The organism is Stenotrophomonas sp. 10N36, assembly GCF_056395005.1.
This window is the reverse complement of record NZ_JBFTIS010000002.1, coordinates 213,855-240,549: the sequence shown is the minus strand read 5'-3', so window position 1 is coordinate 240,549 and position 26,695 is coordinate 213,855. Positions and strand designations below refer to the sequence as shown.

Sequence of the window (26,695 nt, the reverse complement as noted above, 5' to 3'; positions counted from 1 at the left end):
TCCGTGCGCCACGACCAACGGTCGTGGCCTACCGGGGAATTTCCCGGGTGGGTATCGATCGGTCATCTTCGGTGGGTACCGACCGTTGGTCGGTACATTGCATCCGGCCGCGCGCATTCCAACCGCCACGACCAACGGTCGTGGCCTACCGCCGGTGGATCACGCCTTCATCGTGCCCGTATCCAACCACCGCTGGTGCCACGACAACGCTTCGGGCAACAGATGCGGGGTGTGCTTGCCGTAACTGTCGCGGCTGGCGCGCTCGAAGTAATCGTTGAGCTGGTCGCGGAAATCCGGGTGCGCGCAGGTGTCGATCACCACCCGTGCGCGCTTGCGCGGGGTCAGYCCGCGCAGGTCGGCCAGGCCCTGTTCGGTCACGATCACCGACACGTCGTGCTCGGTGTGGTCCACGTGGCTCACCATCGGCACGATCGCCGAGATGCTGCCGTTCTTGGCCGTGGACGGGCTCAGGAACGCCGACAGGAACCCGTTGCGCGCGAAGTCGCCCGAGCCGCCAATGCCGTTCATGATCCGCGTGCCCATCACATGGGTGGAATTGACGTTGCCGTACAGGTCCGCTTCGATCATCCCGTTCATGCCGATGCAGCCCAGGCGGCGCACCAGTTCGGGATGGTTCGAGATTTCCTGCGTGCGCATGATGATGCGCTCGCGGTAGAAATCGATGTTCGCCTTGAAGGTCTCATTGGCCTGCGGGCTCAGCGCGAACCCGGTGCACGAGGCATAGCTCAGCACCCCGTCGCGCAGCAGGTCCAGCATGCCGTCCTGGATGACCTCGGTGAACGCGGCCAGGTCGCGGAAGCCGCTCTTGGCCAGCCCGGCCAGCACCGCGTTGGGAATGTTGCCCACGCCGCTCTGCAGCGGCAGCAGGTTGGCCGGCAGCCGGCCCTTGGCCACTTCTTGCTTCAGGAAGTCGATCAGGTGCGCGGCGATCTGCTCGCTGGTGGTGTCGATCGGGCTGAACGGGCTGTTGCGGTCCGGGCCGTTGGTGCGCACCACCGCCACGATCTTGTCCGGGTCGCAGCGCAGCGAGGTCTCGCCGATGCGGTCGTTGGCGTGCACCAGCGGAATCGGCTTGCGGTGCGGCGGCAGCGCCGTGCCGTAGTAGATGTCGTGCATGCCGTCCACGCCGGCGGGCTGCCACTCGTTGACCTCGATGATCACCTTCTTGGCCAGGTCCAGCCAGGTCTTGTTGTTGCCCACCGACGTGGACGGCACCAGCGAGCCGTCCTCGCGGATCGCCGACACTTCCACCACGGCCGTGTCGATGTCGCCATAGAACCCGAACCACACATGCTGGGCCACGTGGCTGAGGTGGATGTCGATGTAATCCAGCTTGCCCGCGTTGATGCGGTTGCGCGCATCCGGGTCGCTCTGGAACGGCATGCGCATGGCGATGCCGTCGGCCTTGGCCAGTGCACCGTCCAGCTCCGGGGCGGTGGACGCGCCGGTCATCAGACTGATCTGGAAGGGCAGCCCCTGGGCATGCACCGCCTCGATGCGCTGGGCCAGCGCCACCGGCACCGCCTTGGGATAACCTGAACCGGTAAAGCCGCTCATGGCGACGGTTTCACCCGGCTGGATCAGGGCGGCGGCAGCTTCAGCGGATACAACGCGGTCACGCAGACGCGCGTTGGCAATGCGATCGACAGACATGACGACAACGTTTCTGGGGGGATCTGCATTATCGGCGATCCACGCCGAACGGGGTGTGCGACCAAGGTGGGATGGCGCTTCAGGCTATCGCCACCCCCTGTTCAGTTTTGCAAGGACTTCTGTACCCGCAAGTATTGTTTTGCAGTGCAGCGTGCAACTTTTCCGAGGACCCTAGAAGATCGACCTGCATCCCGACGTGGGGGAGGGAGCAGAGCCCGCTGGCAGTTCGCTGCAAGCGGGCTTTTTATTGCCTGAAATTCGGCAATGGCGCCCCGTAGAGCCGGGCTCTGCCCGGCTGCTCTGCGCTCTAACGTAACGTCATGAACGCCCGACCCAAGCCGGGCAGAGCCCGGCTCTACGGACGCTCCACGGCCGCAGACACGTCAGGGGCCGACACACCCACCCGGTAGGGTCGGATCCCAATCGACCGCCGACCCAGCCCATCACCGCGGCGAACGCATGACCTCGGCCGAAGAAAGATGGACGCAGGTACCGCCACCCTCCCGTTTCGCGCACCCGGCAATACGTAGGCGCCCCCAGCGCCCTGCATAATCCCTGCATGCCGATTCCCGCCGACGCTGTCCCCGCCGCCCTCGTTCCCCTCGTCGACCGCGCCCTGGCGCGCCTGGCCCTGTCGCTGGCCGACAGCGGCAGCTGGCCGCCGCCGCCCGAGGTCCTCGACCAGGTACGCCTGCTGGCCATCACCAGCGATTTCGCCATCGACACCCTGTGCCGCCAACCGGCGCTGCTGGCCCACCTCGTCCAGCCCGGCTGCCCCCCGCTGGCGCGCCCCGAGCTGGACCCCCAGCACCCCAGCGACTGGCCGCAGCGCCTGCGCCGCTACCGCACCGCTGCCTCCACCCGGCTGATCTGGCGCGATCTGGCCGGGCTCGACGACGTGCCCGCCACCCTGGCCGGCGCCACCGCCCTGGCCGAAGACTGCCTGGGCATCGGCCTGGCCGCGCTCGAGCAGGAATTTGCCACCCGCCACGGCGTGGTCCGCGCCGCCGACGGCAGCGCCCAGCAGCTGGTGGTGTTCGGGCTGGGCAAGCTGGGCGGCGGCGAACTCAATTTCAGCTCCGACGTCGACCTGGTCTACGCCTACCCGCAAGGCGGTGAATCCGACGGCGCGCGCCCGCTGGCCGCCGAGGAATACTTCGCCCGGCTCGGCCAGCGCCTGGCGCGGCTGCTGGACGAAACCACCGTGGACGGCTTCAGCCACCGCGTCGACCTGCGCCTGCGCCCGTTCGGCAGTGCCGGCCGGGTAGCGCTGTCGTTTGCCGGCATGGACCAGTACTTCCAGCGCGAAGGCCGCGACTGGGAACGCTACGCCTGGCTCAAGGCGCGCGCGGTGGCCGGCGACATCGCCGCCGGTGAAGCGTGGCTGCAGACCCTGCGCCCGTTCGTGTACCGCCGCTACCTCGATTTCACCGCGCTCGATGGCCTGCGCGAGATGAAGGCGGCGATCACCGCCGAAGTCTCGCGCCGGGAAATGTTCGACGACATCAAACGCGGTCCCGGCGGCATCCGCGAAATCGAATTCCTGTGCCAGGCCCTGCAGCTGATCCGCGGCGGCCGCGAAGCCAGCCTGCGCGAACGCCGCCTGCTGCATGCGCTGCCCGCGCTGGTGGCCTGTGGGCAGATGGCCGCGCAGGACGGTGAAGACCTGCTGCACGCATACGCCTTCCTGCGCCGGCTGGAAAACCGCCTGCAGATGCTGCGCGATGCCCAGACCCACGCGCTGCCTACCGACCCCACCGACCGCCTGCGCATCGCCACCGGCCTGGGCTACCCCGACTGGGACGCGCTGATCGCCGCGCTCGACGCGCAACGCACCCGGGTCAGCACCGAATTCGGCGCGCTGCTGGCCCCGCGCAAGGGCCAGGCCGCGCCCGATGCGCTGTCCAACTACTGGCGCGGCCTGCCCGACAACGGCAGCGCCGAGATCCTCGCCGACGCCGGCTTCCACGACCCGCACAGTGCCGACCAGTCGCTGCGCGATTTCGCCCAGTCGCTGGGCGTGAAGTCGCTGTCCGACAGCGCCCGCGCGCGGCTGGACCGCGTGCTGCCGGCGCTGCTGCACGCCGCCACCCGGTCGCCCCAGCCCGACGCCGCACTCAAGCGCGTGCTCGGCCTGCTGCAGGCCATCCTGCGCCGCACCAGCTACCTGGCGCTGCTCGACGAACAGCCCAGCGCGCTGGCGCGGCTGGTGGACGTATTGGCGCGCAGCGCGTTGCTGGCCGAACGGCTGGCCGCCTACCCGCTGCTGCTGGATGAGCTGTTGGACGTGCGCGTGTCCGGGCCGATGCCCGACGCCGACGCGATGCAGGCCGAGTGCGATGCCGCGCTGGCCGTCGACGACCCTGAAGCCGCGCTGCGCCTGCTCAACGAAACCCGCCTTGCCCTCAGTTTCCGCATGGCGCTGGCCACCCTCGACGGTCGCCAGCGCGCCGTGGACAGCACCCGCCAGCTGGCCGAGCTGGCCCAGGCGGTGGTGGTGACCGTGCATGCCATGGCCGCCGCCGACATGCACGCCGCCCACGGCGGCATTCCCGGCGGGCGGTTTGCGATCATCGGCTACGGCAGCCTGGGGGGGCTGGAACTGGGCTTTGGTTCGGACCTGGACCTGGTGTTCCTGCACGACCACCCGGCTGACCAGGACAGCAGCGACGGCAAGCGCCCGCTCGACCCGGGCCGCTGGTATGCACGCTTGGCACAGAAGGTGATGGCCCTACTGGGCGCGGTCACCGCCGCTGGCCGGCTCTACGACATCGACGTGCGCCTGCGCCCGGACGGCGGCAAGGGCGCGCTGGTGTCCTCGCTGGCCAGCTACACCGAGTACCAGCGCGAACGCGCGTGGACCTGGGAACACCAGGCCTTGGTACGCGCACGCGGCATCGCCGGCGACGCCACCCTGCTGGCCGATTTCGAACGCGTGCGCGCGCAGACGCTCGCCCGCCCCCGCGATGCCGACGTGCTCTATGCCGACGTCATAAAAATGCGCGCACGCATGCGCACCGAACTGGACCGCAGCGACGCCGCGCGGCTGGACCTGAAACAGGGCGCGGGTGGCATTGTCGACCTCGAATTCCTGCTGCAGACCGGCGTCCTCGACAGCGCCGGCGCGCACCCGCAGGTACTGGAACCGCGCGACACCCCCCGCCTGATCGACGCCCTGGCCAGCATCGCCTGGCTACCCGGCGGCACCCGCCAGGGCCTGCATGACGCGCACGCCGCGTTGCTGGACGTCGGCCTGGCCTGCACCCTCGACCGCCGCCCGCGCCTGGCCGCGCCCACACCCGCACTCGAAGAAGCCCGCGCGGTCATCAGCGCCGCCTGCGCCGCCGCCGGCCTCCCGTTCCAGACCCCGCACCCCGCGTAGCGCCGGGCGCTGCCCGGCCGGCATCAGGCCCCCACGTAGAGCCGGGCTCTGCCCGGCTTGCATCAGGCCGTCAGGACGCAAGCCACCACGTAGAGCCGGGCTCTGCCCGGCTTGCGTCAGGTCGTCATGACGTCGGACCGGAAAGCAGCCGGGCAGAGCCCGGCGCTACGTCGCACGTGCCAAACGTGGCACGGCGACCGCCATCGCGTTGCATCTGGATGTTGTTCGGGACACCCGCCACCGCGTAGAGCCGGGCTCTGCCCGGCTGCTCTTCGCCCGGCGCCGCGCAGCCACCCATGGGGTGGCTCTACCCCGGCAACACGCGCTGCACCAGGGCCCGGTCGCGTTCGCCACGGCGCAGGATCGCGCGGCGTTGCAGCGCGTCGCGCAGCCGGGGGGCGTCGGCCGCCAGGCCATTGCGCTGGGCGATGTACAGCACCGTCTGCAGCGGCCACGCGTAGAACGCGCTGTGCGCCACCACGTCGTCGATCAGCGCCACCGGCACCGTGCGCCAGGCCAGCGCGCGCGTCAGCGCGGCATCGGCCAGGCGGTCGACCAGCTGCTGCGCCAGCGCATCGGCATCGTGGGTGCCGGCCCGCACGATCACGCCACTGTGGCCGGCAAAGCCGGGCATGCCGCCGGCCGTGGACATCACCGCCATCAGCATGTCCGGGTTGGGCAACGCCGAAGCGGTGCCATCGGCCCACGTCCTGCAGAACGCCAATGCCGTGGGGCAGTGCACCGTCAACGTTGCCGCCCAGCCCCCTGCCGCACGCAGCGGGTACAGCCCGGCGCTGGCCAGTTCGGTCTTCCCCTCACGCACCACCCAGTCCAGACCGCGCGTACGCACGCCGGTGTGGGTGGCAGCACGCTCGGCCATGCGTGCGCGCACCTGGCGCTCCACGGCACTCTTGTAGGTGGCATCGGATTCCATCGCCACAGCCTGCTGCACCCACGTGCACACTGTCCAGCCGGCGCATCGAAGCCGCGCGTTTACGCCGCGCGCGGCGCCATCTTCCACAGCAACGCGCGGAACGGCGCCAGCAGAAACACACCGATGGTCAGCTTCACCGCCAGGTCGCCCGCGGCCCAGCTCACCCACGGCAAGCTGGAGCCGGCAAACGCGATGCTCCAGAAGATCGTCGTGTCCAGCGTGGCGCTGCAGGTGGTGGCCACCATCGGCGCGCGCCACCAGTGCCCGCGGCGCAGCCGGTCGAACACGGTGATGTCCAGCAACTGCGCGGCAATGAAGGCCAGGCACGAGGCCACGGCGATGCGCGGCGTGGCAATCCAGATCGACAGCACCACCGCCAGCGCGAACCCGGCCCACGCCACCTTGCGCGCGGCCTGCGGCCCGAAGCGCCGGTTGATCAGGTTGCTCACCAGGAACGCCACCGGGTAGCTGAAGGCGCCCCAGGTCAGCCAGTCGTTGATCGGGTACTGCACCAGCACATTGCTGCCCAGCACCACCGCGCCCATGGCCAGCACCGCCAGCAACAGCGCGCGCGGGGTCAACGGGGCAAAGGTGATCGAAGGACGCACAGACATGGCGCACCGGGGGAAGTCAGGGAAGCGGCGGATTATCCGGGCTTGGGCGGCGCGGGGCCACCCCGGGCCGGTTCATCTAGAAGCGTTCGCTCATGCTGGTGGCCGCCGCGGTGGTCGTCGGCAGGAACGCCAGCGCCGCGCCGTTGGCGTTGGCAACGGTCCAGCCGGCACCGGCAGGCGTCGGTTTGAAGTCCAGCACGTCGCCCACCTTCACGCCGGCGGCGGGGTTGTCGGCACGGGCCGGCCATTCCACCACCGCCAGGTCCTGCGGCGCCTCCGGGTTGCGCAGGTCCACCCGGTAGCCGCCATCGGGCTGCTGGGCCACGCGTTCCACGGTGAGCGGCGGCAGCGGGCCGGCCTTCTTCGCGGCGGCCCGGGCCGCCCGGTTGTGCGGCATCGAGGCGTCGTGCAGCTCACTGACCCCCAGCGCGCTCAACCACACCGGCGCGGTGATCACCGCCAGGCTCACCACCGAGGTGGCCAGCACGCTGCTGGTCACCGGCGAGGCGCGGCTCAGGTCCTGCGCCGACGCGGGCAGGCCGGTGGCCAGCAGTGCCACCGCCAGCAAAGAGAGTGCAAACGTTCGTTTCATGCCGCATTCCTCAGGTGAACACCCCGCGCACTGCGCTTACCAGCGCGCACTCGGCTGCGCCGCGTCGGGGTCGGTGGGCAGGAACGCCAGCGTGGTGCCCTGCGCGTTGGCCACGTTCCAGCCGGCGCCGCCCTCAGTGGGGGTGAAGGCCAGCACGTCGCCCACGGCCACGGCGGTTACCGGGCTGTCGGCCTGGGCCGGCCACTGCAGCACGGCCAGGTCGTCGGGCGCCTGCGGGTTCTGCAGGGCCAGCTGGATGCCGCCATCGGCGGTGTGCTCCACTTTTTCCACGGTCAGCGGCGGCAACAGCTGGGCCTTGCGCGCCTTGGCAGCGCGGCTGCGCCGGGCCGAGCCGTCGCTGGCCTTGCTCACCCCGGCCGAGACCATCCAGATCGGCGCGGTGATCACGACCACGCTCACGATCGAGGTCACGATGACGCTGCTGGCTACCGGGTGCTTGTTCCCCGTCAACATCTGCGCCGAGGCGGGCATGCTGGTGGCGCACAGCGCAACGGCCAGCAGTGGCGAAACAGCAAGGCGGGCAATCAGTGTCATCAGCGTTTCCCTGGGGGCATCCCGGTAAGGCCGGCAGTATGCCTGCAATCGTGCTGCCCGCAGCTGACTCACGGCTTGGGCGCGGTGATGCCGTCCACCGCTACGTGCGCGATCGGCAGTTCCATCTGCAGCGCCTTCTGCTGCTGCACGAAGTCGAACACCGACTCCACCGTCACCACCGAATAGTTGCCCGAGATGCGCTCGCTGGCCGGGTGATCGGTGACCGCCGCATTGGGCACGAAGAAGCGTGCGCCCAAGCGCTTGGCCACGCCGATGTGCAGCGTGCTGGGCCGGTAGCGGTGCTGCTTCAGCCAGTCCTGCACCTGGGTGCGGTTGACGATGAGTGTGCCGTCTTCGTTCTGCGCCAATGCAGCCGCCAGCACTTCCAGAATCCATTGGTTGGAATTCTGGTACTCGGTACTGAACGGGTAGGCCACCACGCTGTAGCGCGCCTCGTGCAGCGCGCGCGCCTGGATGGCAGGTTGGGTCAGCATCGTCTTCAACGTCGCACGCAGCGCCGGCGTGGGTACGCCGATGCGCAGGTCGGTATGCGCGGACGTTTCGCCAATGAAGGTGGCCACGCCTTCGCGGAACAGGTGCGACTGCGCTGTCTTGCACGGGTTGAGCAGGTGCACCGCGCGCCACTGGTCGTCGTCTTCGCGCAGCAGGAACGCCACGTGGCTGTGGCGCAACCCATACTTGCTCAAGTCCTGGCCGCCGCGTGCCACCAGCACCACGTCCACGCCCTCCAGCGCATCCAACGCGTCGGTGGTGGCCAGCGCCACATCGAACATCGACGCCAGCGCGGCCGGCGCGGGGTAGCGTTCCACGCACTGCGGTTCGGCCTGGGCGATGGCGGCGGTGCCCAGCAGCAGCCCGCACAGCACCGCCTGGCGCAGGCGCGTGATCATCGCAGGACGGCGGTCTTCCATGAGGCGTGTTCTCCCACGGCACGGTGCCGCCGGCGCATCATACCGGCAGCAGGCGCGCCTGTACTTCAGCGGCAATGCGCGTGGTTTCGCGCAGCGGCGTGATGCGACCGTCGGTGTGCCAGTCCAGCCAGCGCGGTTGCAACCGCCCGCGTTCGCGCAGCGCCTGTTGGAACAGCGCCAGCCGCGCCTGCGCCTGGTCGGCCAGCGCCACCGCCACCGGCATGCGCGTGGCGCACGCCTCGGACAGCAGGTTCACCGAATCCGGCGACACCACCACCCGGTTGGCCCAGCCCAGCAGCCCCGCATACGGATTGACGCCGTCGCCGCCGTCGCCCCAGATCACATGCGGAACATCGGCGAAGGCACTGCGCAGCGCGCCCACCAGCGCCGGCGGCGTGCGCCGCGATGTGGTGGCCAGCAGGCTGCCGCCTTCGGCACGCAGCTGCGCGGCCAACTGCTGGAACACCTGCACCATGTGCGGCTCGTGCCACGGCGCGTGCGGGGTAGGGCCACCCACCAGCAATGCGGTGCGTGGGCCGGGCAATGCGCCGAAGGCAGCGAACGCCGCGCGCCCGCAGGCCAGCCAGTCATCGTTGACCGGGTTCAGGCTGCCCAGCAGGGTCAATACGTTGCTGCCGCGCAGGCGGTCGTGTTCGGGCACCACCAGCAGGTCCCAGTGCCGCGCGCTGATCCGCGGGTCCAGGATCTGCACCACCCGGGTGCCGCCCCGGCGCAGTTCGCGCAGCGCCCCGGCCGCCTGGCGGCCACAGCCAATGGCCAGCTGCGGGTGCGCGGCGGCCAGCTGCTGGAAGGCCGGGCCGAAGCCGTGCGCGGCGCCCGGCAGCCAGCGTGGCGCCAGCCAGCGCCATGGCGCGCGCGGGCTCAGCACCAGCGGTTGATGCGCCCCCAGTTTCAGTGCCGACGCCAGCGCCACCGCCTGCCGCACATTGCCGGCACGGCCGTCAGTGATCGTCCAGGGCGGACTCCATCGTTTCACGTATGGCATTAATTCGTTTCAGTCAGGCTGGGTGTTGCAACTGTCACGACACTCTACACTGCCAGCCTTCGCCCCTCCCACGGTCACCCCGACCGACCGGCAGGCGACGCCAAGGTTTTCCCCCTTTTCTGGAGGCTCCATGTCCCACGTGCTCAACGATGCTGCGCTTGACCAGCTGTTCCGTACCGCCCGCACCCAGAATGCCTTCCTCGACACGCCCGTCGACGACAGCCAGCTGCAGGCCCTGTACGAACTGCTGAAGTGGGGCCCCACCGCGGCCAACGGCAGCCCGGCGCGCTTTGTGTTCGTGAAGAGCCCGGAAGCCAAGGCCAAGCTCGCCCCGGCGCTGTCTGAGGGCAACCACGACAAGACCCTGGCCGCGCCGGTCACGGTGATCGTCGCCTTCGACGAAGACTTCCACGAAAAGCTGCCCTACCTGTTCCCGCACACCGACGCCAAGGCGTGGTTCGACGGCCCGCGTGAAGGCCGCACCGAAGGCGCGTTCCGCAATGGCAGCCTGCAGGGCGCCTACCTGATCCTGGCCGCGCGCGCGCTGGGTCTGGATGCCGGCCCGATGTCCGGCTTCGACAATGCCAAGGTCGACGAAGCCTTCTTCAAGGGCACCGCCATCAAGTCGAATTTCCTGGTCAACTTGGGGTACGGTGATTCTTCGGGCCTGTTCCCGCGGCTGCCCCGCCTGAGCTTCGACGAAGCAGCGCGCATCGCATAAGCGTTTCCGCCAGACCCCGGCCCGTCTGAGCGGACGGGCTGTTTGTCTCACCTTTGTTTTTCCCTTCGCATTCGAGAGAGACCTGACATGACCATGACCCGCAAACTGCTGTTGCCGCTGGCCCTCACCCTGGCCATCGCCGCCTGCTCCAAGCCGGCCGACGAAGCCGCTGCCCCGGCCGCCGACGCTGCGCCGGCCGCTGCCGCCACCACCCCGGCTGCCGACACGGCTGCTGCCCCGGCCGCCCCGGCTGCTGAAGCCATCCAGATCGCCTCGGGCACCTACAAGCTCGACCCGACCCACACCGACGTGCTGGTCCAGTGGAGCCACTTCGGCTTCTCGCACCCGACCGCCCACTTCGGCGCGGCCGAAGGCACCCTGGTGTATGACGCGGCCGACGTGACCAAGTCCACCGTCGAAGTGAAGCTGCCGCTGACCGGCCTCAACAGCTTCACCGCCAAGTTCGACGAGCACCTGAAGAGCGCCGACTTCTTCGACGCCGCCAAGTTCCCGGCTGCTTCGTTCAAGAGCACCAAGGTGGAAGCCAACGGCACCAACAAGCTCACCGTCACCGGCGACCTGACCATCAAGGACATCACCAAGCCGGTGACCCTGGATGTGACGATCAACGGCGGTGGCGAGCACCCGATGGCCAAGGTGCCGGCCGCCGGCTTCGACGCCACCACCACCATCAAGCGCAGCGATTTCGGCGTGGGCGCGTATGCCCCGAACGTCAGCGATGAAGTGAACATCCGCATCACCACCGAAGCCACCGGCGAAAAGCCGGCTGCTTGATCGGTTGCTGATGTAGAACTGCAGAAAGCCCGCCGAAAGGCGGGCTTTTTGTTTGGGTGGGGGGCGTGGTCCCGCAGTTGTTTGCGCGGCCCAACCCGGGTAGAGCCGACCGTTGGTCGGCTGCCGTTGCATGATATTGATGGGCCGATTGCCGCGACAGCCGACCAACGGTCGGCTCTACCCCGGTCGTGTCGCAATGCCCCCGGCGGGGCTGATCCGCATCGCCTACACTCCCCCGCTTCACGCACAACAGGAGCACACCCGTGCAAGACGCACAATTCTGGATGATGGAATTCTGGACCGGCCTGAGCCTGCTCGATCTGATCGGCGGCAGCCTCATCGGCACGCTGGTCGGCCTGGGCCTGGGTATCGCCACCTGGCTGGCCATGCACCGCCGCCGCTGGTTCGCCCGCCGCAATCGCTGGCACCATTACACCCTGGCCACCTACGTGGTGCTGCTGCCGCTGCTGTTCGCCTTCACCGGCCTGCAGCTGGGCTTTGCCGCCGGCGCACAGCGCGCACTGTACAAGCAGATCGACCATTTCCAGCCGCACCTGCAGACCCTGGTGGCCAGCTGGATGGTGGATTTCGAACAGTCGCTCGACGATCCCGCCCTCGCCACGTTGATGCGCAGCGACGCCACCGTGCACGAGGCCACCCGCCAGGTGGTGGACACCTATCTGGCCGAGCACCCGTTGCCCGGGGCGAGTTACCTGCAGGGCGAAGGCACACTCACGCGCTGGACCCGCAGCGGCATCGAACACGTGCGCAGCGCGCTGATGTCGCAATGGGTGGAAGACAGCGTGTCCAAGGAAGTGGCCGGCTACAGCGGCGTGGACAAGAAGGTCTTCCGCGAAGCGCTGGGCATGCGCATGAACGAACTGCTGCACACCAAGGGCGTCATCCGCCTGCTCAAGGCGCAGCTCACCAGCATGATGCCCGGCATCTATTTCGGCCTGCTGCTGCCGCTGCTGATCATCATGGCGCTGGTGCTGATCGAGGCCGGCCTGGCCAAGCGCTACGGCTGGCGCCGCGTGGCCGCGGACGTCCCGAACGCTTGATCCAAGCGACGTAGCGCCGGGCTCTGCCCGGCTGCCTTTCGTTCTGGCGTCATGGTTGTCGGACGCAAGCCGGGCAGAGCCCGGCTCTACGCGGGTGGCGGACGTTACGAATGCTTGACCCAAGCGACGTAGCGCCGGGCTCTGCCCGGCTGCCTTTCGTTCCGGCGTCATGGATGCCGGACACAAGCCGGGCAGAGCCCGGCTCTACGCGGTGGCGGACGTCACGAACACATGCTTCAAGCGACGTAGCGCCGGGCTCTGCCCGGCTGCCTTTCGTTCCGGTGTCATGGATGCCGGACACAAGCCGGGCAGAGCCCGGCTCTATGCGGGTGGGGGCCATGAACGTCTGACGCAAGCCGGGCAGAGCCCGGCTCTACGCGGTGGCGATGCCCCATGCCCGCGCGCGGCGTGCGCTTACGCCGCCGCTACCGCCGCGGCCACCTTGCCCAGCCAGGCCGTGGCAAAGTCGGTGGGCAGCCGGCGCGCCGGCGCGGTCAGGCCGCTGTCGCGGAGGAAGGCGTGCGTGGCCTGGGCGAAATTCTGGCGGGCAATCAGCGCGGCCTGCTTCACCGTGGCCTGCTGCTTGCGCAGCTGCACGATCTGCAGGCTCGGCTTACCAGGCGCGGCAAACTTCTGATAGCGGCGCAGCTCGTCGGCCACCAGGCCGATATCCGCGTTGGCCTGCACCAGCGCCGCCTGCGCGTGTGCCAACGGCACCAGTGCCGCCCGCAGCGGGGCCACGTTGCCGCCCACCGACGGCGCCAGCGCGGTCAGCGCGGCATCCAGGGCGGGGTCGGCGCGCTCGGCGCGGGCGATCAGGTCGGCCAGCGCCGAAGAAGAAACTGCTTGCATGGAAAAGCACCGGCCCAAAACGCGATTGTCGCATTCGCAGCCGGTGCCCGTCGCGGCCTGGATGCCCCGGCCGCGTCGGCGGGGTTCCCGTCGTCCCACTGGCCACACGGCGAGCGGTGGTCCTGCGTCTCTACCTGCGGTAGCCGAGTGGGCTCCGCCAGCGCTACCGATAGCCGGTACCCGCCGCCGCACCCGGCACCGCAAAAGGCACCGGGCCACGGCGTGGCTCAATCCCCGTCGTGCTCGTCGGCGTGGGCCTTCCAGTAGCCGGTCGAGCGGATCCAGTCCTTGGGCACGCCCAGGTGGCCTTCGATGTACTTGCGCATCATCCGCGCCCGGCGCGACTCGGTGGCGATCCAGTAGAACGTATCGCCCTCGGGCTCCTCGAAATCGGTCAGCACATCTTCCAGCAGCGTGCTGCTGGCCGCATCGAAGCCGTTGCGCTCCAGCCACGACACCCGGATGCGGTCATCGTCCGGCAGTTCCTGGCGGTCGCCCGACTCGGGAATCTCGATATACACATCGGCCTGCGCGCCTTCCGGCAGCGTCTCCAGCCAGCGGCCAATCGCCGGCAGCGCGGTTTCATCGCCAATCAGCACGTAGGTGTCGTAGTCCGGCGCGGTCATGTGCGACCCGCGCGGGCCGCCCACCGCGATCGCGTCGCCCGGCTGCGCATTGGCGGCCCAGCTCGACGCCACGCCGTGCCCATGCATGACGAAATCCAGCGCCAGCTCACCGGCCTCCAGGTCCCACCAGCGCGGGGTGTAGTCGCGGGCGGGCGAGGGCTGCTGGCCTTCCGGGTAGCGCGGGCCTTCCGGGGTCATCGTGGGCACCACGAATTGCCCCTCGGCATTGGGGAAGAACAGCTTCACGTGGTCGTCGGGCGAGGGCGAATCGAAGCCCTCCAGCGCCGGCCCGCCCACGATCACCCGGCGCATGCACGGGCTGATCTCTTCGGTGCGCAGCACCTGCAGCGGGCGGAACTTCACGGTATGACGCAGCAGTTTGTTTTCATGCACAGCCATGGGGAACACCTGTAATCAAATGCGCCGCAGCGCGGCGTAGGGGGAAGACCTGGCTGGCCGGGGCTGGCTGGGTCGAATACGTGGAAGGGGGAACGGCATGCTCAGCGTCCTTGCCCGCGGATATGGGCGGCGGCGTCACGCAGGGCCTGCGCCACGCTGCTGGCGTTGGTCTCGTTCCAGCGGCCGTGGCACAGGCCCAACGCGGTTTTGAGCTCGCGCAGGGCATCGCGCACGCTGGGCGGCAGGTTGGCCTTGGTGATCGTGCGCGCGCTGTCGCGCACCCGGCGCAGCGCCGCGTCCACCTCTTCGCGCTGCGCGGCCAGCTCGGCCGCCCCCAGCGCGCTCAGCTGGTAGCGCTTGCGCCCGCCGTCCTCGATGGCGCCCACCCAGCCGGCCGCCTCGAACTGCGCCAGCACCGGGTAGATCGAGCCCGCGCTGGGCGTGTACACCCGCACGAACATGTCGCTGATCAGCTGGATCAACTCGTAGCCATGGCGCGGCTGCTCGCCCAGCAGCGCCAGCATCAGCAGGCGCAGGTCGCCGCGGCTGAGCGGGCGTGCGGTCAGCGGGCGGGCAGGGCGGTCGAGGTCACGCGGAGCGGTCATTTCGATATATCGAATGAGATGGCGGAACGATATATCGAAATCTCGCCCGCCGCCAGCAACGGCGCGCGCACGGCAGGCATGCGTTCAGGTGCATCCCGGTTGCGACGGTGCGTGCCTGTGGTGGAACAATTCGCCCCCTCGCCGACACCGGACAGTCCTGCCCGAAGCGCGCACCAGCGCCGCACCTGGCAGCGCCAACCGCCCGCAGCGCCCGCGCCAGCTGCATCGGGTTGTCCAGCGCTGTCCTTCTGACCTGCCGGCGTCATCGCGCCCGCCCATGCTTAACGCGCGCGTGGAACCATGGCGGCGGGCCAAAACCGTGGCCCAAGCTGTCCCCAAGGACACCGCCCCATCGTCCATACGCACCCGTAGCGAAGTAAGCAAACCCTAGGGTGCGCTACACTTTGCGGCTAGAAATCTAAAACAGTCGCGCGCGTGCGTGCGGTCATGGGAGCGCAAATGAACTGGTTGAACGAGGTGCTGAACAACGACCCGAATCCTGTGGAAACCCAGGAATGGATCGAGTCGCTGAAGGCCGTAATTGATGTCGAGGGCCCCGAGCGCGCGCATCAACTGTTGGAAGGCATGGTTGAACTCACCCGTCGTTCGGGCGCGTACCTGCCGTTCTCTCCCACCACCGAATACGTGAACACCATCGCGCCGACCCTGGAGGCCAAGAGCCCGGGCAACGCCGAACTGGAATGGCGCATTCGTTCCATCATCCGCTGGAACGCGATGGCCACCGTGGTGCGCGCCAACCGCAAGCCCGGCGACCTGGGCGGCCACATCGCCTCCTTCGCCTCCGGTGCCACGCTGTATGACGTGGGCTTCAACCACTTCTGGCGCGCCCCCAGCGACAACCACCCCGGCGACCTGCTCTTCATCCAGGGCCACAGCGCCCCGGGCATCTATGCGCGTTCCTTCCTGGAAGGCCGCATCGACGAAGCCCAGCTGGACAAGTTCCGCATGGAAGTGGACGGCGGTGGCCTCTCCAGCTACCCGCACCCGTGGCTGATGCCCGATTACTGGCAGACCCCGACCGTGTCGATGGGCCTGGGCCCGCTCGCCGCGATCTACCAGGCGCAGTTCCTGCGTTACCTGGAAAACCGTGGCCTGATCGAGAAGTCCGACCGCAAGGTGTGGTGCTTCATCGGCGACGGCGAGAGCGATGAGCCGGAAACCCTCGGCGCGATCGCGCTGGCCGGCCGCGAAGGCCTGGACAACCTGATCTTCGTGGTCAACTGCAACCTGCAGCGCCTCGACGGCCCGGTGCGTGGCAACGGCAAGATCATCCAGGAACTGGAAGGCGTGTTCCGTGGCGGCGGCTGGAATGTCATCAAGCTGCTGTGGGGCGGTTACTGGGATGCCCTGCTGGCCAAGGACACCAACGGCGTCCTGCGCAAGCTGATGATGGAAACCGTCGACGGCGAATACCAGAACTGCAAGGCCTTCGGTGGCGCGTATACCCGCGAGCATTTCTTCGGCAAGTACCCGGAGACCGCGGCGATGGTGGCCGGCCTGAGCGACGATGACATCTGGCGCCTCAACCGTGGCGGCCACGACCCGCACAAGGTGTATGCCGCGTACCACGAAGCGGTGAACACCAAGGGCATGCCCACCGTGATCCTGGCCAAGACGGTCAAGGGCTACGGCATGGGCAGCGCGGGTGAAGCACTCAACCCGACCCACCAGACCAAGAAGCTGGACGACGACGCCGTTCGCCACTTCCGCGACCGCTTCAACATCCCGGTGACCGACGCCCAGCTGGCCGATGGCCAGGTGCCGTTCTACCACCCGGGCCCGGATTCGCCGGAAGTGAAGTACCTGCAGGAACGTCGCGCCGCCCTGGGTGGTTACCTGCCGCAGCGCCGTCGCAAGGCCGAAAAGAGCTTCGTGGCGCCCAAGCTGGAAAGCTACGAGCGCCTGCTCAAGAGCAGCGGCGAGCGCAGCTACTCCACCACCATGGCCTTCGTGCAGAGCCTGAACATCACCCTGCGCGACAAGGAACTGGGCCCGCACATCGTGCCGATCGTGGCCGACGAAGCCCGTACCTTCGGCATGGAAGGCCTGTTCCGCCAGATCGGCATCTACGCGCCGTTCGGCCAGAAGTACAAGCCGGTCGATGCCGACCAGCTCATGTTCTACCGCGAAGACCAGAGCGGCCAGGTGCTGCAGCAGGGCATCAGCGAGCCGGGCGCCATCGCTTCGTGGATGGCGGCCGGTACCAGCTACTCGGTCAGCAACGTGCCGATGCTGCCGTTCTACATCTACTACAGCATGTTCGGCTTCCAGCGCGTGGGCGACCTTGCCTGGCAGGCCGCCGACATGCGTACCCGTGGCTTCCTGCTGGGCGGCACCGCCGGCCGCACCACGCTGAACGGTGAAGGCCTGCAGCACGAAGATGGCTTCAGCCATATCGTGGCCGGTGGCATCCCGAACGTGCGCAGCTATGACCCGACCTTCGGCTTCGAAGTGACGGTGATCCTGCAGCACGGCACCAAGGCCATGATGGAAGATCAGATTGATGAGTACTACTACATCACCCTGATGAACGAAAACTACACCCACCCGGAAATGCCGGAAGGCGCGGCCGACGGCATCGTCAAGGGCATGTACCTGCTCACCGACGCCGGCAAGCCGAAGAAGGGCGAGCTGCGCGTGCAGCTGCTGGGTTCGGGCACCATCCTGCGCGAAGCCATTGCCGCGGCCGAGCTGCTGGACAAGGACTTCGGCGTGACCGCCGACATCTGGAGCTGCCCGAGCTTCAACGAACTGCGCCGCGACGGCTTCGACGTGGAGCGCTACAACCGCTTCCACCCGGAAGGCGAGCAGCGCAAGGCGTTCGTGACCGAGCTGCTGGAAGGCCGCCAGGGCCCGGCCATTGCCGCCACCGACTACGTGCGTGCGTACGCGGACCAGATCCGCTCGTTCGTGCCGATGTCGTACACGGTGCTGGGTACCGATGGCTTCGGCCGTTCGGACACGCGTGCCAACCTGCGTCGATTCTTCGAGGTTGACCGGTACTACATCGCGCATGCCGCGATTGCGGCGCTGGCGAAGGAAGGGAAGATGACGGCCAAGGATGTGGCAAGGGCGATCAAGCAGTACAAGATTGATCCTGAGAAGGCTAATCCTGTCGGGGTTTGATTGCGTCAATTCGTTGACGAAGAAGGGCGGCCATTAGGTCGCCCTTTTTTTTGTGCCGAAGTCATGAAACTATAAGTAGACACATTTTCGGAACCTCCGAAGAAAACTCCGCAGATGTGAATTTCAGGAAGTAAATTAACTATTGCGAGGGAACATGGCTGCGGAAACAATGGTGTTGGTCGGAAAGGCTGCGACTGCGTGGCTTTCTCCTCTTCTTAAAGAATGGATCGACCGCCGCAAAGGAGCCTCTACAGAGCAGCGTGCGTGGAGAGAGGTGTCACACGCCTTGATCAAGCAAACCCAAGTTCTAGTGGATAGATACAGCAAGGTAACAACCGTAGCTTTTCCACGTGACTCAGTTTCAATAGAGTCTATCTACGTGCCGCTTACTATTGTGGGAGCAAGGGGGAAGGGGAGTATTGCAGTCGACTCGTTTCCGGTTGGACTGTTTGAGAAGAATAGAAAGGCGCTCCTCATCGACGTCGCGGGAATGGGGAAGTCGACAATATCTAAAGTGATTTTTCTCAGATCTCTTGAAGAGCGAAAGTACCTTCCATTGTTGATCGATCTAAGGCGTTTGACAGAGCAGATCGGTGTGGAAGAGTCAATTATGATTCAGTTTGGAATAAGTGATTCAAACTTTGACTATCTCAAGGAATTCTTGAGAGGGCAGTCGCTTCTTTTCATTCTGGACGGCTTCGATGAAATATCCGATAAGAGTAAAGTTGCCGTGGCCAGGGGGGTCCGATCTTTCATAGATCGCGCGGCAAATGCAAAGTTCTTGATGACTAGTCGACCGGAGCTCCCATTTGGCGAGTATGCCGACTTCTCGCTCTACAAAATTCAAGAGCTGACAAAGGCCCAGGCTTCGAAGCTCATTAAGAATTACGGAGAAGCTTATGGAATCGAAGATCGAGCAAGAGCATTGCTGGAGGAATTGCGCGCTCGACATGATGAATCGGTAAGTAGTTTTCTCAAGAATCCGCTGTTAACTTCATTGCTCTTCAGAGCATTTGAGTTCAAATCCGTCGTTCCTGTTAAACGTGGTGTCTTTTATAGGCAGGTGTTCGATGCACTATATGAAGCTCATGATCTGAGTAAAGAAACGGGGTATGTTCGCGAGAAAAGGACGGGTCTTCATCATGATGATTTTCATAGGGCAGTGCGGGCGCTAGCAAAGTTGTTTCGCCAGAAAGGTCAAATCGAAGTCAGTACGGACGAGTTCATTGATATGGCTCGATCAATATCCACCTCGCTTTGTCCAGATTTATCCTTCAGGGCAGAAGACCTCCTTGCGGATTTGCTAAATGCAGTTCCGATCTTTCAGAGGGACGGTTCAAAAATTCGATGGGCTCACAAATCGCTTCTAGACTATTTTTTGTGTGAGTTCTTATTAAGGGACTATTCTCGTTCAAAAAGTGATGCGCTCCGCAGCAGTGCTTTTGGGAAAAATGGATTATCCAACCATAATCTTCTGGTGCTTGCGCATGAGGCTGATCCCATCCTCTTCGCTGAGTCTGTGACACTGCCCGCAATAGATCTCCTTCTGGAAAGGCACGGGTATCTTTCCAGTCGTCTTCCAAATTGGATTAAAGGTGATCTAAGAGAGGACGCTCTTGAGTTGATGATGTGCTATGAGTTCATTAATGAACTTGGTATGCCGTTTGATTTTTGGATGGCTGATGATTTAGATGCGGTAATAAGAGATCGCTATAAAATTGACGATTTTATGCCGCGACTAATAGTCCAGAGCGACGAGGATAGCGGCTTTTGCGTAATGGAGAACGCCGCCGCCGTTGCGCTTTCAGTTCCTATCATGCTTGGTGCGGTGGGATCCAAGTCGATTCACGAGCTTAGAGTGAAATATGAATCAACGAAGGACGAGCGGCGGGACGTTCTCGCTGGCCTCAAGGGTGCGTTCTCTAAGCGATCTGGTAACTCATGGGCGGCAATTGAAGAGGAGATTTCCGCCGTTATTTCATCGATGAGAGGAAATGACTTCAAGATATTCGACGTTGAAAGGCTTCGTATTGACAGGGCGGATATATCGAAGCGTGTCCAGAACTCAATGAAAGCGAGAAGTGAAATCTTCTAAGCGTCGCCCTCATTGCCAGTCTAAAGTAATGGCTGGCGATGAATTGCGATTTTGATCAAGGATAGGCATTAACACTTGCCCTATCTAAGTCGAGTGAGCAACATTGGCCAATGGTTGAAGGTTGCATCAGCTTGGGCTCACGCTGCTCTGCGCAGGCTCGCTGCGGTGACAGCGCAGCGCACCCGGGCCAAAGTGATCCTAATGTTTCTGGCGACTTTTCGATCACGCCAAATCTGCCTACGTATTGCACCCCGCAAGGAAAAATTTCTATTGATTTCGATAGCCGCCGCTGTTTAGTAGTACAGTGTTGATGGCTACTCGAATTGGATTCTAGTGGATGAAAAATTTATGCGGAGTCGAACCAAAAACCTGACTCTTACGCCGATTGAAATGCCGATTTTAGTCATCAAGAGCCAGCATGGTAGTAGCTTGGAAGGATGAGTCGCTTGCATCCTGCTCAGCGCCTATGCACCTATGGGAGACGAACCCTCCCCCTTCACTATTCGGGCTCATTGCTCGCTTCATGCAAGGTCAATGAGCAATCAACCGGCGTTCGTAAAGCTCTCTGGAATAGCTCTATTGATCTGGGCCCTGGCCCCGAAGATGACGTCTCTATGGAAGGCCAGGTAATCCTGCTGCCGCTGTGAAAATGCACCATACCTGTGTCCTCGCTTCAGGGCCAGCCCTAACCCCGCCTGTACCTCAGCCGGCAGGTTGCAGGCAACGAGCAGCTTTCCGTTGCTTTCAAAGCTTATCCAGCCCTGGTCAAAAAGTAGATCCGCATGGGGGGTTAGCAATAGCCCATTCTGTCCGTCCACACGTTCATTGTCCTGGCTACTTGCCCATGGCTTGATGTGGCTAGCGCGTAGGAAGCGAAGGTCTTCAATTCCGGTAAGACGACAGCCCTTCTCAAAGCCGACTAAGCGCTCGCGGAATAGTCTCTGCTTGGTTCTAACTTCTACCAGCCTATTCGTAGCTGTTTCCGGCGCTACGGCGGTCGCTTCCGCATGAGCGAGGACTCTTTCGTCCTCAAACATGCCAAATCCCTCGCTGGTCTCCACAGACTTCAGCCGGAAAACGATCGCATCCCGGAGATCACCTCTCGTATCGGGGGTATTGGGCTGGATGTAGGAAGAGAGTCGTACGAACTCCCCCAGATAACGATAGGGGCGCCCCTTGCCCATCATCTGGAAAAGCATCAGCTTCTTTCCATCGCTAATGTGCTGTTCAATAGCCCGGTTTCCACCGATGTAGCGCATGTCGCCGCTTTGACCTTCACCGAAGTAGTGAAAGATCTCATCGTCATCCCAGAAGTCGCGGTAGCCGTGTGAGACCCCCGCCTCCCCGGTGAATGCAATGATGACTGGGTTGTCTTTTGGCGTAGAGATGCCGCCCTGCTGCTGACCACCAAGTAGGGCGTGGATCTGCGCCTGGCGGTTGTATAGAGCTCCAACTTGGAAAGGCAGATTCACTCAGGACTCGCATATCGATAGGGAATGCGAAATATGCTACCCCAATCAAACATGCCCAAGTGATAGGGCACCTTTGGCCCGTGAATGATCCCGCTCCCGGCCGATGCCAGGAGCCCCTAATAGGTAGCCTGTCTATCAACTGTTCAAAACCAGCCTCGACGGCGGCCAGAACGTATCCACTCGACAGAGCTCATAGTCCTCCCCAAACGCCAACGCAGCCTCCTTGGCCGGCAAGTCCGAGTAGCACTCCAACAGGCACTGATCCATGCCCGCATCCGCATGGTCGATAGCGAAGAAGCCCAACATGGCCTCGTCGAATGCCTCAAGCCAATCCCCGTCAATCCTGGTCATCTGTGGTCCTCCCGATAGGCCGGAGAGGATGCCGCCGCCCAGTCCCAAGGCCTGCGACTGAACCGGGCCAGTTGCGTCGCACCGTAGACGCCGCAAACCAACCCCCGCCAGATCAACAGGAACAAGCGATTTCCCATCCTCCGCACCAGCGCGCATGGTGTTCATCGGAGCGTAGAAACTCTTCTAGTAGCAGAATGTTGGACGTCTATTTGTCGGGAGGGTGGCTAATACAACACCCTCGTGGAAATACGCCCGCCGGTTGCTACTAGACGGTTTCTAACCTCCCGACGCCCTTGCCATCCCGGCAAAGGCAAGCCCTGCAGGAGGTCCAACATGTTGACGCCGTGGGAAGACGAACCCGATGACGCGCGCCCCAAGCGCAAACCTTACGCCCGCCCCGCACGCAGCTACCGCGTAGGCGCGCTGACGTACCCGGACCGCGAAGAGTGCGGTCCCACCGAGATTGTTCCCTACCTCAAGCTGCGCGGCCGCTGGCTGGACAAGCTCGGCTTCGACGTAGGCGCCCGCCTGAAGGTGGAGGCCACGCACGGCAGCATCACCCTTACGGTGGTGGAGCGGCCCGTGCCGGTGGTCAAGAAGATCCCCCGCAAGTTGCAGCGCCGCACCGGCTGAGCGCCCGCGCCCACCTGCCGGGTGGGCCGCTGCACGGTCAGTGCCCGCCAGCCCTTGCGGGCGGCCTGGCCGCACAGCCGCAGTGCCTGCCCCGTTTCGGCAGCGCTGCGCTGTGGCAGGCGCAAACGCCAGCACGTCACTGCACGCTTGGTGCAGTGTGGATGTACAACCTGTTTCATAACCCAGCAGTGGGAGGAACGCATGAGCAAGAGTGTCTTCATGCAGTTGGAAATGGCCGCTGGCCTGCGCGCCAGCTTTCAGTACGCGGCGGCGCGCGAACACCGCCCCGCCGCACAGGTGCTCCAGCGGTTGATGCGGGAGTATGTGGTGCGGCAATCGTGTGTGGATGCCGACGCAGAGGCCGGGGCCTTCGACCCGGTTGAGCGGGCGGCAGGCGCGGTGGCCCTGGAGGGGGCTAGGGCGGTGGCGTGTGAGCCGGAGGCGGCGCCGTGCTTTGAAAGCGGCGACCGGGATCTGGAGGCGATGGTCGCCCGGCAGCTTGGGTGGCGGTGTTCGCCGTTTGGGGTGGGGTGAGGGGCGGCGCTGTGGGGAAGAGCTAGGCTTTCATCAAAGGTGAGCGCTGATGATGGAAGCCCAGCTCTGCCCATTCAGTGGGACCAGAGCGGGGTAAGGCTGGACGGAGCACGCCTGGCCCCTGCATGCTCCGCCGGAGATGGAGCCGTTAAGGCTCTAGCCACCCTGCGAGCCCTAATCGAAAACTGCTGCCTGCGCCCAGTACCGAATAAGGAAGACAAGCTATGGACCAGCTGTTCCGTCGATCATCCCTGCTGCTGCAGAACGCTCTTGAGCTGATCAACCATCCTCTCTACAACGACTCGCAGCGCACCGTGGCCAGTGCAGACGCCTGCCAGTTGGCGATTGACCATGGCGTTGCGTTGCGCTCGCTCCTGGAAGGTCGCTTTGGCACGTCAGCTCCCGCGATGCTGCGTTGCCAGTTCGAAGCGCTAACGCGCTCACTTTGGTTGCTCCACTGCGCGACTGACGAGCAGGTGGAATTCATCATGACCACGGCGATGGAGGGGATGACGTCGGAGGCGCGCCTTCCCATGGCGACCGACATGATGCGCCAGCTGCGTCAGGTGCCCGTTGTAGCGCACCCGCTGGAGTTGCTTGAGGAGTTGAAAGCCAGCGGATGGAAGGCCATGAACTCCTACGTTCACGGTGGGGTCCATGCCATGCACAGGACACGAGAAGGGTTTCCTGCTGAGCTTGCCATATCCATTCTCAAGCAAAGCAATGGCCTGTCCATACTGGCGGTGATGCAGCTTGCGGCGCTCACTGGCGTGCCAAAGCTGCAACGGCTGCTGCTTCCTCTGAATGATGCCTACGGTGATTGCCTCCCCATCAAGACCGGGGAGAGTTCTTCGTCCCAAGCCCAAGGTTAGTTGTGCAGCGTTTGACCGTTATGTGGCGGGCGCAGGTTTGGCCACCTGCCGACGGCCTGATTTCCGCAAGATCGACAGCCGACTTTCCGCCTTCCGAGACTCCCTCTTCGAAGGTAGGAATTCTCCGATAGTACGAAAAGCGTGAGCACCAACACGGACGGTACGTGACAGCCGTCACCAGTCCCCCGGCAACGCATTGCTAGCCTGCTCCCCACATCAAAAGCCAAGGACCCGGCGTGGGGCGCATTGCAATTGTCGTAGGCGATAGCACCAGCAGTGGTGGCACAGTCCTCACGGGCTCGCCTTTCACCGACATCAACGGCATGGCTGTCGCTCGTGTAGGCGACAAGGCCTTCTGCCCGAAGCACAAAGGTGCGTTCCCCATCGTCACCGGCGATCCCACGTTCATCGTGGACGGCCAGGCGCTGGCCAGGCATGGCGACGCGCTGGCGTGCGGGTGCAAGGTGCTGGCGGTGAAGCAGAGCACGGTGTCGGTGGAGTCGGGCGGTGGTGGCGCGGCCAAGGGTGGGGGGGCAGCCGCTGCAAGCCCCGCGGGGGCCGCCGCCGGTTTCGTCGCCCAGGGCACCACCGCCAAGGCGCCCGCAAGCGCGCCGGTCAAGCAGGACATCCTGCTGCACTACCACTACGGCGACCTCGACCGCACCCCTGTACGCGGCGTGGCCTACAAGGTGATGCTGCCCGACGACAGCATCCGCACCGGCCACCTGGACGACGAGGGCCGCGCGCGTATACCCGAGGTCACCGTTGGCCCGGTACAGATGGTGCAGGTGCTGTTCCAGCCTGACGAGCCCGACGAAGACAACGACCCCATCCTGGCCGCACGCGCGCGGCTGAAGGCGGCCTTGGACGCCATCGTCGCCCAAACCCGCACCGACATGGCCCCGGAGTGGCAGCAGTGGGACAAGGCCGGCAACGCCATGCGCTGGGGCCTGCAGCGCGGCAACCAGGCGTTGGGCATGGGGCAGGGCACGTGGGACTACGTGGCCGGCACCGTGGAAACAGCGGTGGACATGGCCGTGCTCATGTACAAGGCCGACCGCGAACTGAAGGAGTGGACCCGCCTGCTGCTCACCGGCGACCGCGACGGCCTGGACCGCAAGATCGCCGCCCTGCGCGCCACCGGCGGCAAGGTCATGGACGCCGCCAGCGAGGCCAAGGAGCTGTTCAACCTGCTGATCGAGGACCCCGGCATCACCGAGATGCTGCCGTCCTTCGGCGTGGCCTGGTGGGAGGCAGTACCGCCCGACGAACAGGAGCGCATCGAGGCCCGCTTCAGCTCACAGATCATGGTGGACGTGGTGGTGTCCATATTGCTGGCGGCCGTCACCGTGGAGTTGGGCGGCGCCGGCGGCTTTGGCTATGCTGCGGCCAAGGCGGGCAACACGGCCGCCCGCGTGGGCAAGAAGCTGCTGCACCTGATGGAAGAGGTGGAGGACGCGTTCAAGGGCCTGGCCAAGGTGCTGAAGACGCGCAAGCGGCGTCAGGCCGATGGCAACCGCACGCCGGATGGTGGCAGGAAGATCGAGACCAAGCGGCTGCCGAAGCGGATGCCGCGGAAGAAGTTGCCGTGTTTCAATACGCACCAACTGCCTCCCTCCAAGTTCCCTGAAATGGATAGACAGTTGAAAGGGCAGGAGGCCGGGCTCAATGATATGAGCGTGGAGGAGTACATCAAGGCTCGCGAGGCATTCGACCCGAAGAACCGCAGCAAGAAGGTAGCCGAAGCTGCCAAGAAGCGGTTCCGTGCAGAAACCTATGCTGAAACGTACGATGTGCTGAGAGCTGATGGCTACTCCATAGAAGACGCGGAGAAAGCTGCTAAGGAGCATGTCGCGTCAACGATGGAAACCATGAATGCGCTACATAACCCTGATCTGATCGCAGGTGGCAAGGATGTCATTGCAGATTTCGGAGATGGTGAGGTCAACCAGACGATTGGAAGGCAGTGGAACAGGGACAAATCTGGCGTGCCAACACGAATAGAGATACTTGATGTGGCTGCGGCCCAAATTCCTGAGGGCGAGCGCAGTACCACCAAAATCAATAGTGGCTTGGAGCGCTGCAAATGAAACCCGTGCTAGATGAGAGCTTTGCGTACTTCTACGACAAGAAGGCATTTGGACCTGCAGTACCAGGAGGCGCGGTAACTCCCGAGCACCTTGCCCGGTACCGCAGCAAGCTGCCTGCCCGGCTCTTGGCGTACTGGCAGCTCTTCGGTTTTGCTGGGTTTGGAGACGGAAGGTTCTGGCTTGTCGATCCTGCAGAGTATGAAATCGCCCTTTCCACCTGGATCCAGGGCACGCCTTTTGAAGGTATCGACGATTACTTTGTCATCGGCCGCAGCGCCTTTGGGCGGCTTGATGTGTGGGGCACGAGAACCGGTCCAAGTCTGAGTATCCTGCCAATGTGGGGGATGCTCTTCCCCAGCGATAAGTCCAAATGGATGAAAGAAGGCAAGGCTGATTTTCTTGTGTCCATGTGGATCGAGCGGATGGACAAGGTTGATCTTGATGAGACAGACGAGGATGACCAGCCACTCTTCGAACGGGCGATGAAACTGCTTGGGCCGCTTCACGACGATGAGATGTATGGCTTCGTTCCGGCATTGGCATTGGGCGGGCCCTGCCGCCTGGACCACATACAAAAGGTCAAAGCCGCTGAGCACCTTACGTTGCTTGCGCATCTTGGAGAGCGGGAGATCATGATGGATATCGTGAAGGAAGCAAAAGATCGAGGTGTTTGGAAGTAGCTTTCGGGACCAGTGCGACTTTTCTTGGCCCTGGCGCCGGAACAATCACCATCGCCACCTTGCGCTCGCTGCC

23 protein-coding genes are annotated in these 26,695 nt (G+C 64.7%); 11 read left to right on the top strand and 12 right to left on the bottom strand.

What is annotated here, in order from left to right; genetic code table 11:
* Positions 1-159: 159 nt before the first annotated feature.
* The gene (locus AC1DCJ_RS04690) at positions 160-1,674 is read right to left on the bottom strand and encodes an acetyl-CoA hydrolase/transferase family protein (RefSeq protein ID WP_478070246.1); all 1,515 of its coding nucleotides are present in this window, start codon (positions 1,672-1,674) and stop codon (positions 160-162) included.
* Between the two features lie 559 nt (positions 1,675-2,233).
* On the opposite strand from AC1DCJ_RS04690, the gene glnE reads away from it, so the two are divergent.
* Positions 2,234-5,056: a bifunctional [glutamate--ammonia ligase]-adenylyl-L-tyrosine phosphorylase/[glutamate--ammonia-ligase] adenylyltransferase gene (gene glnE, locus AC1DCJ_RS04685; RefSeq protein ID WP_478070245.1), complete on the top strand. Its 2,823-nt coding sequence runs from the start codon at positions 2,234-2,236 to the stop codon at positions 5,054-5,056.
* A 307-nt stretch (positions 5,057-5,363) separates the two neighbouring features.
* Here glnE and AC1DCJ_RS04680 read toward each other — a convergent pair whose 3' ends face one another.
* The 6 genes from AC1DCJ_RS04680 to AC1DCJ_RS04655 form a co-directional block, all read right to left on the bottom strand.
* The gene (locus AC1DCJ_RS04680; protein WP_478070244.1) at positions 5,364-5,990 is read right to left on the bottom strand and encodes a hypothetical protein; all 627 of its coding nucleotides are present in this window, start codon (positions 5,988-5,990) and stop codon (positions 5,364-5,366) included.
* 59 nt (positions 5,991-6,049) lie between these two features.
* A complete protein-coding gene (locus AC1DCJ_RS04675; RefSeq protein WP_038690846.1) occupies positions 6,050-6,604 on the bottom strand; it encodes a queuosine precursor transporter in 555 nt (184 codons plus the stop codon).
* Between the two features lie 76 nt (positions 6,605-6,680).
* Positions 6,681-7,196, bottom strand: a complete 516-nt coding sequence (locus AC1DCJ_RS04670) for a hypothetical protein (protein ID WP_137191227.1) — start codon at positions 7,194-7,196, stop codon at positions 6,681-6,683.
* Positions 7,197-7,232: 36 nt separating this feature from the next.
* Positions 7,233-7,751: a hypothetical protein gene (locus AC1DCJ_RS04665; protein WP_478070243.1), complete on the bottom strand. Its 519-nt coding sequence runs from the start codon at positions 7,749-7,751 to the stop codon at positions 7,233-7,235.
* A 68-nt stretch (positions 7,752-7,819) separates the two neighbouring features.
* On the bottom strand, positions 7,820-8,683 hold the full coding sequence (locus AC1DCJ_RS04660) for a DUF2145 domain-containing protein (protein WP_478070242.1): 864 nt from the start codon (positions 8,681-8,683) through the stop codon (positions 7,820-7,822).
* A gap of 37 nt (positions 8,684-8,720) precedes the next feature.
* On the bottom strand, positions 8,721-9,689 hold the full coding sequence (locus AC1DCJ_RS04655; RefSeq protein WP_478070241.1) for a mitochondrial fission ELM1 family protein: 969 nt from the start codon (positions 9,687-9,689) through the stop codon (positions 8,721-8,723).
* A 130-nt stretch (positions 9,690-9,819) separates the two neighbouring features.
* Here AC1DCJ_RS04655 and AC1DCJ_RS04650 point away from each other — a divergent pair, with 130 nt between their 5' ends.
* From AC1DCJ_RS04650 to AC1DCJ_RS04640, 3 genes are all read left to right on the top strand, one after another.
* The gene (locus tag AC1DCJ_RS04650; RefSeq protein WP_478070240.1) at positions 9,820-10,410 is read left to right on the top strand and encodes a malonic semialdehyde reductase; all 591 of its coding nucleotides are present in this window, start codon (positions 9,820-9,822) and stop codon (positions 10,408-10,410) included.
* An 87-nt stretch (positions 10,411-10,497) separates the two neighbouring features.
* Complete coding sequence (locus tag AC1DCJ_RS04645; protein ID WP_137191224.1) at positions 10,498-11,205, top strand: YceI family protein; 708 nt, start codon at positions 10,498-10,500, stop codon at positions 11,203-11,205.
* Positions 11,206-11,468: 263 nt separating this feature from the next.
* Entirely contained in the window at positions 11,469-12,266 is a 798-nt protein-coding gene (locus tag AC1DCJ_RS04640; RefSeq protein WP_478070239.1) for a hypothetical protein, read from the top strand.
* 414 nt (positions 12,267-12,680) lie between these two features.
* On the opposite strand, the gene AC1DCJ_RS04635 is transcribed toward AC1DCJ_RS04640, so the two are convergent.
* From AC1DCJ_RS04635 to AC1DCJ_RS04625, 3 genes are all read right to left on the bottom strand, one after another.
* Positions 12,681-13,118, bottom strand: a complete 438-nt coding sequence (locus tag AC1DCJ_RS04635; protein ID WP_478070238.1) for a hypothetical protein — start codon at positions 13,116-13,118, stop codon at positions 12,681-12,683.
* 227 nt (positions 13,119-13,345) lie between these two features.
* Entirely contained in the window at positions 13,346-14,143 is a 798-nt protein-coding gene (locus AC1DCJ_RS04630) for a siderophore-interacting protein (protein ID WP_428710796.1), read from the bottom strand.
* Between the two features lie 101 nt (positions 14,144-14,244).
* Positions 14,245-14,748, bottom strand: coding sequence for a PadR family transcriptional regulator (locus AC1DCJ_RS04625; RefSeq protein WP_141058573.1), 504 nt, complete (start codon positions 14,746-14,748; stop codon positions 14,245-14,247).
* Between the two features lie 459 nt (positions 14,749-15,207).
* Between AC1DCJ_RS04625 and aceE the strand changes: the two genes are divergently transcribed.
* Positions 15,208-17,895 carry a pyruvate dehydrogenase (acetyl-transferring), homodimeric type gene (aceE, locus tag AC1DCJ_RS04620; RefSeq protein WP_159495571.1) on the top strand — a complete coding sequence of 896 codons (2,688 nt, stop codon included), beginning with the start codon at positions 15,208-15,210 and terminating at the stop codon, positions 17,893-17,895.
* Positions 17,896-18,049: 154 nt separating this feature from the next.
* A complete protein-coding gene (locus AC1DCJ_RS04615; protein WP_478070237.1) occupies positions 18,050-19,990 on the top strand; it encodes an NACHT domain-containing protein in 1,941 nt (646 codons plus the stop codon).
* Positions 19,991-20,532: 542 nt separating this feature from the next.
* Here AC1DCJ_RS04615 and AC1DCJ_RS04610 read toward each other — a convergent pair.
* A complete protein-coding gene (locus AC1DCJ_RS04610) occupies positions 20,533-21,462 on the bottom strand; it encodes an HNH endonuclease (protein WP_478070236.1) in 930 nt (309 codons plus the stop codon).
* Between the two features lie 135 nt (positions 21,463-21,597).
* The gene (locus AC1DCJ_RS04605) at positions 21,598-21,813 is read right to left on the bottom strand and encodes a hypothetical protein (protein WP_478070235.1); all 216 of its coding nucleotides are present in this window, start codon (positions 21,811-21,813) and stop codon (positions 21,598-21,600) included.
* A gap of 333 nt (positions 21,814-22,146) precedes the next feature.
* Here AC1DCJ_RS04605 and AC1DCJ_RS04600 point away from each other — a divergent pair, with 333 nt between their 5' ends.
* The 5 genes from AC1DCJ_RS04600 (at position 22,147) to AC1DCJ_RS04580 (ending at position 26,622) form a co-directional block, all read left to right on the top strand.
* Entirely contained in the window at positions 22,147-22,446 is a 300-nt protein-coding gene (locus AC1DCJ_RS04600) for a SymE family type I addiction module toxin (protein WP_038690824.1), read from the top strand.
* A gap of 201 nt (positions 22,447-22,647) precedes the next feature.
* Positions 22,648-22,980, top strand: a complete 333-nt coding sequence (locus AC1DCJ_RS04595) for a hypothetical protein (RefSeq protein WP_478070234.1) — start codon at positions 22,648-22,650, stop codon at positions 22,978-22,980.
* Between the two features lie 224 nt (positions 22,981-23,204).
* Entirely contained in the window at positions 23,205-23,852 is a 648-nt protein-coding gene (locus tag AC1DCJ_RS04590) for a DUF6988 family protein (protein ID WP_478070233.1), read from the top strand.
* A gap of 236 nt (positions 23,853-24,088) precedes the next feature.
* Complete coding sequence (locus AC1DCJ_RS04585; RefSeq protein ID WP_478070232.1) at positions 24,089-25,942, top strand: PAAR domain-containing protein; 1,854 nt, start codon at positions 24,089-24,091, stop codon at positions 25,940-25,942.
* Positions 25,939-26,622: a GAD-like domain-containing protein gene (locus AC1DCJ_RS04580; RefSeq protein ID WP_478070231.1), complete on the top strand. Its 684-nt coding sequence runs from the start codon at positions 25,939-25,941 to the stop codon at positions 26,620-26,622. Before AC1DCJ_RS04585 ends, AC1DCJ_RS04580 begins: the two co-directional genes overlap by 4 nt.
* Positions 26,623-26,695 lie beyond the last annotated feature (73 nt).

What these genes read in the sequence shown, in the direction of transcription:
- AC1DCJ_RS04625 (WP_141058573.1), bottom strand. Translation starts at nt 14,748, where the DNA reads ATGACCGCTCCGCGTGACCTCGACCGCCCTGCCCGCCCGCTGACCGCA.
- AC1DCJ_RS04680 (WP_478070244.1), bottom strand. Translation starts at nt 5,990, where the DNA reads ATGGAATCCGATGCCACCTACAAGAGTGCCGTGGAGCGCCAGGTGCGC.
- AC1DCJ_RS04660 (WP_478070242.1), bottom strand. Translation starts at nt 8,683, where the DNA reads ATGGAAGACCGCCGTCCTGCGATGATCACGCGCCTGCGCCAGGCGGTG.
- AC1DCJ_RS04605 (WP_478070235.1), bottom strand. Translation starts at nt 21,813, where the DNA reads ATGACCAGGATTGACGGGGATTGGCTTGAGGCATTCGACGAGGCCATG.
- AC1DCJ_RS04655 (WP_478070241.1), bottom strand. Translation starts at nt 9,689, where the DNA reads ATGCCATACGTGAAACGATGGAGTCCGCCCTGGACGATCACTGACGGC.
- AC1DCJ_RS04615 (WP_478070237.1), top strand. Translation starts at nt 18,050, where the DNA reads ATGGCTGCGGAAACAATGGTGTTGGTCGGAAAGGCTGCGACTGCGTGG.
- AC1DCJ_RS04670 (WP_137191227.1), bottom strand. Translation starts at nt 7,196, where the DNA reads ATGAAACGAACGTTTGCACTCTCTTTGCTGGCGGTGGCACTGCTGGCC.
- AC1DCJ_RS04580 (WP_478070231.1), top strand. Translation starts at nt 25,939, where the DNA reads ATGAAACCCGTGCTAGATGAGAGCTTTGCGTACTTCTACGACAAGAAG.
- AC1DCJ_RS04600 (WP_038690824.1), top strand. Translation starts at nt 22,147, where the DNA reads ATGTTGACGCCGTGGGAAGACGAACCCGATGACGCGCGCCCCAAGCGC.
- glnE (WP_478070245.1), top strand. Translation starts at nt 2,234, where the DNA reads ATGCCGATTCCCGCCGACGCTGTCCCCGCCGCCCTCGTTCCCCTCGTC.
- AC1DCJ_RS04635 (WP_478070238.1), bottom strand. Translation starts at nt 13,118, where the DNA reads ATGCAAGCAGTTTCTTCTTCGGCGCTGGCCGACCTGATCGCCCGCGCC.
- AC1DCJ_RS04630 (WP_428710796.1), bottom strand. Translation starts at nt 14,143, where the DNA reads ATGGCTGTGCATGAAAACAAACTGCTGCGTCATACCGTGAAGTTCCGC.
- AC1DCJ_RS04665 (WP_478070243.1), bottom strand. Translation starts at nt 7,751, where the DNA reads ATGACACTGATTGCCCGCCTTGCTGTTTCGCCACTGCTGGCCGTTGCG.
- AC1DCJ_RS04675 (WP_038690846.1), bottom strand. Translation starts at nt 6,604, where the DNA reads ATGTCTGTGCGTCCTTCGATCACCTTTGCCCCGTTGACCCCGCGCGCG.
- AC1DCJ_RS04650 (WP_478070240.1), top strand. Translation starts at nt 9,820, where the DNA reads ATGTCCCACGTGCTCAACGATGCTGCGCTTGACCAGCTGTTCCGTACC.
- AC1DCJ_RS04645 (WP_137191224.1), top strand. Translation starts at nt 10,498, where the DNA reads ATGACCATGACCCGCAAACTGCTGTTGCCGCTGGCCCTCACCCTGGCC.
- AC1DCJ_RS04595 (WP_478070234.1), top strand. Translation starts at nt 22,648, where the DNA reads ATGAGCAAGAGTGTCTTCATGCAGTTGGAAATGGCCGCTGGCCTGCGC.
- AC1DCJ_RS04590 (WP_478070233.1), top strand. Translation starts at nt 23,205, where the DNA reads ATGGACCAGCTGTTCCGTCGATCATCCCTGCTGCTGCAGAACGCTCTT.
- aceE (WP_159495571.1), top strand. Translation starts at nt 15,208, where the DNA reads ATGAACTGGTTGAACGAGGTGCTGAACAACGACCCGAATCCTGTGGAA.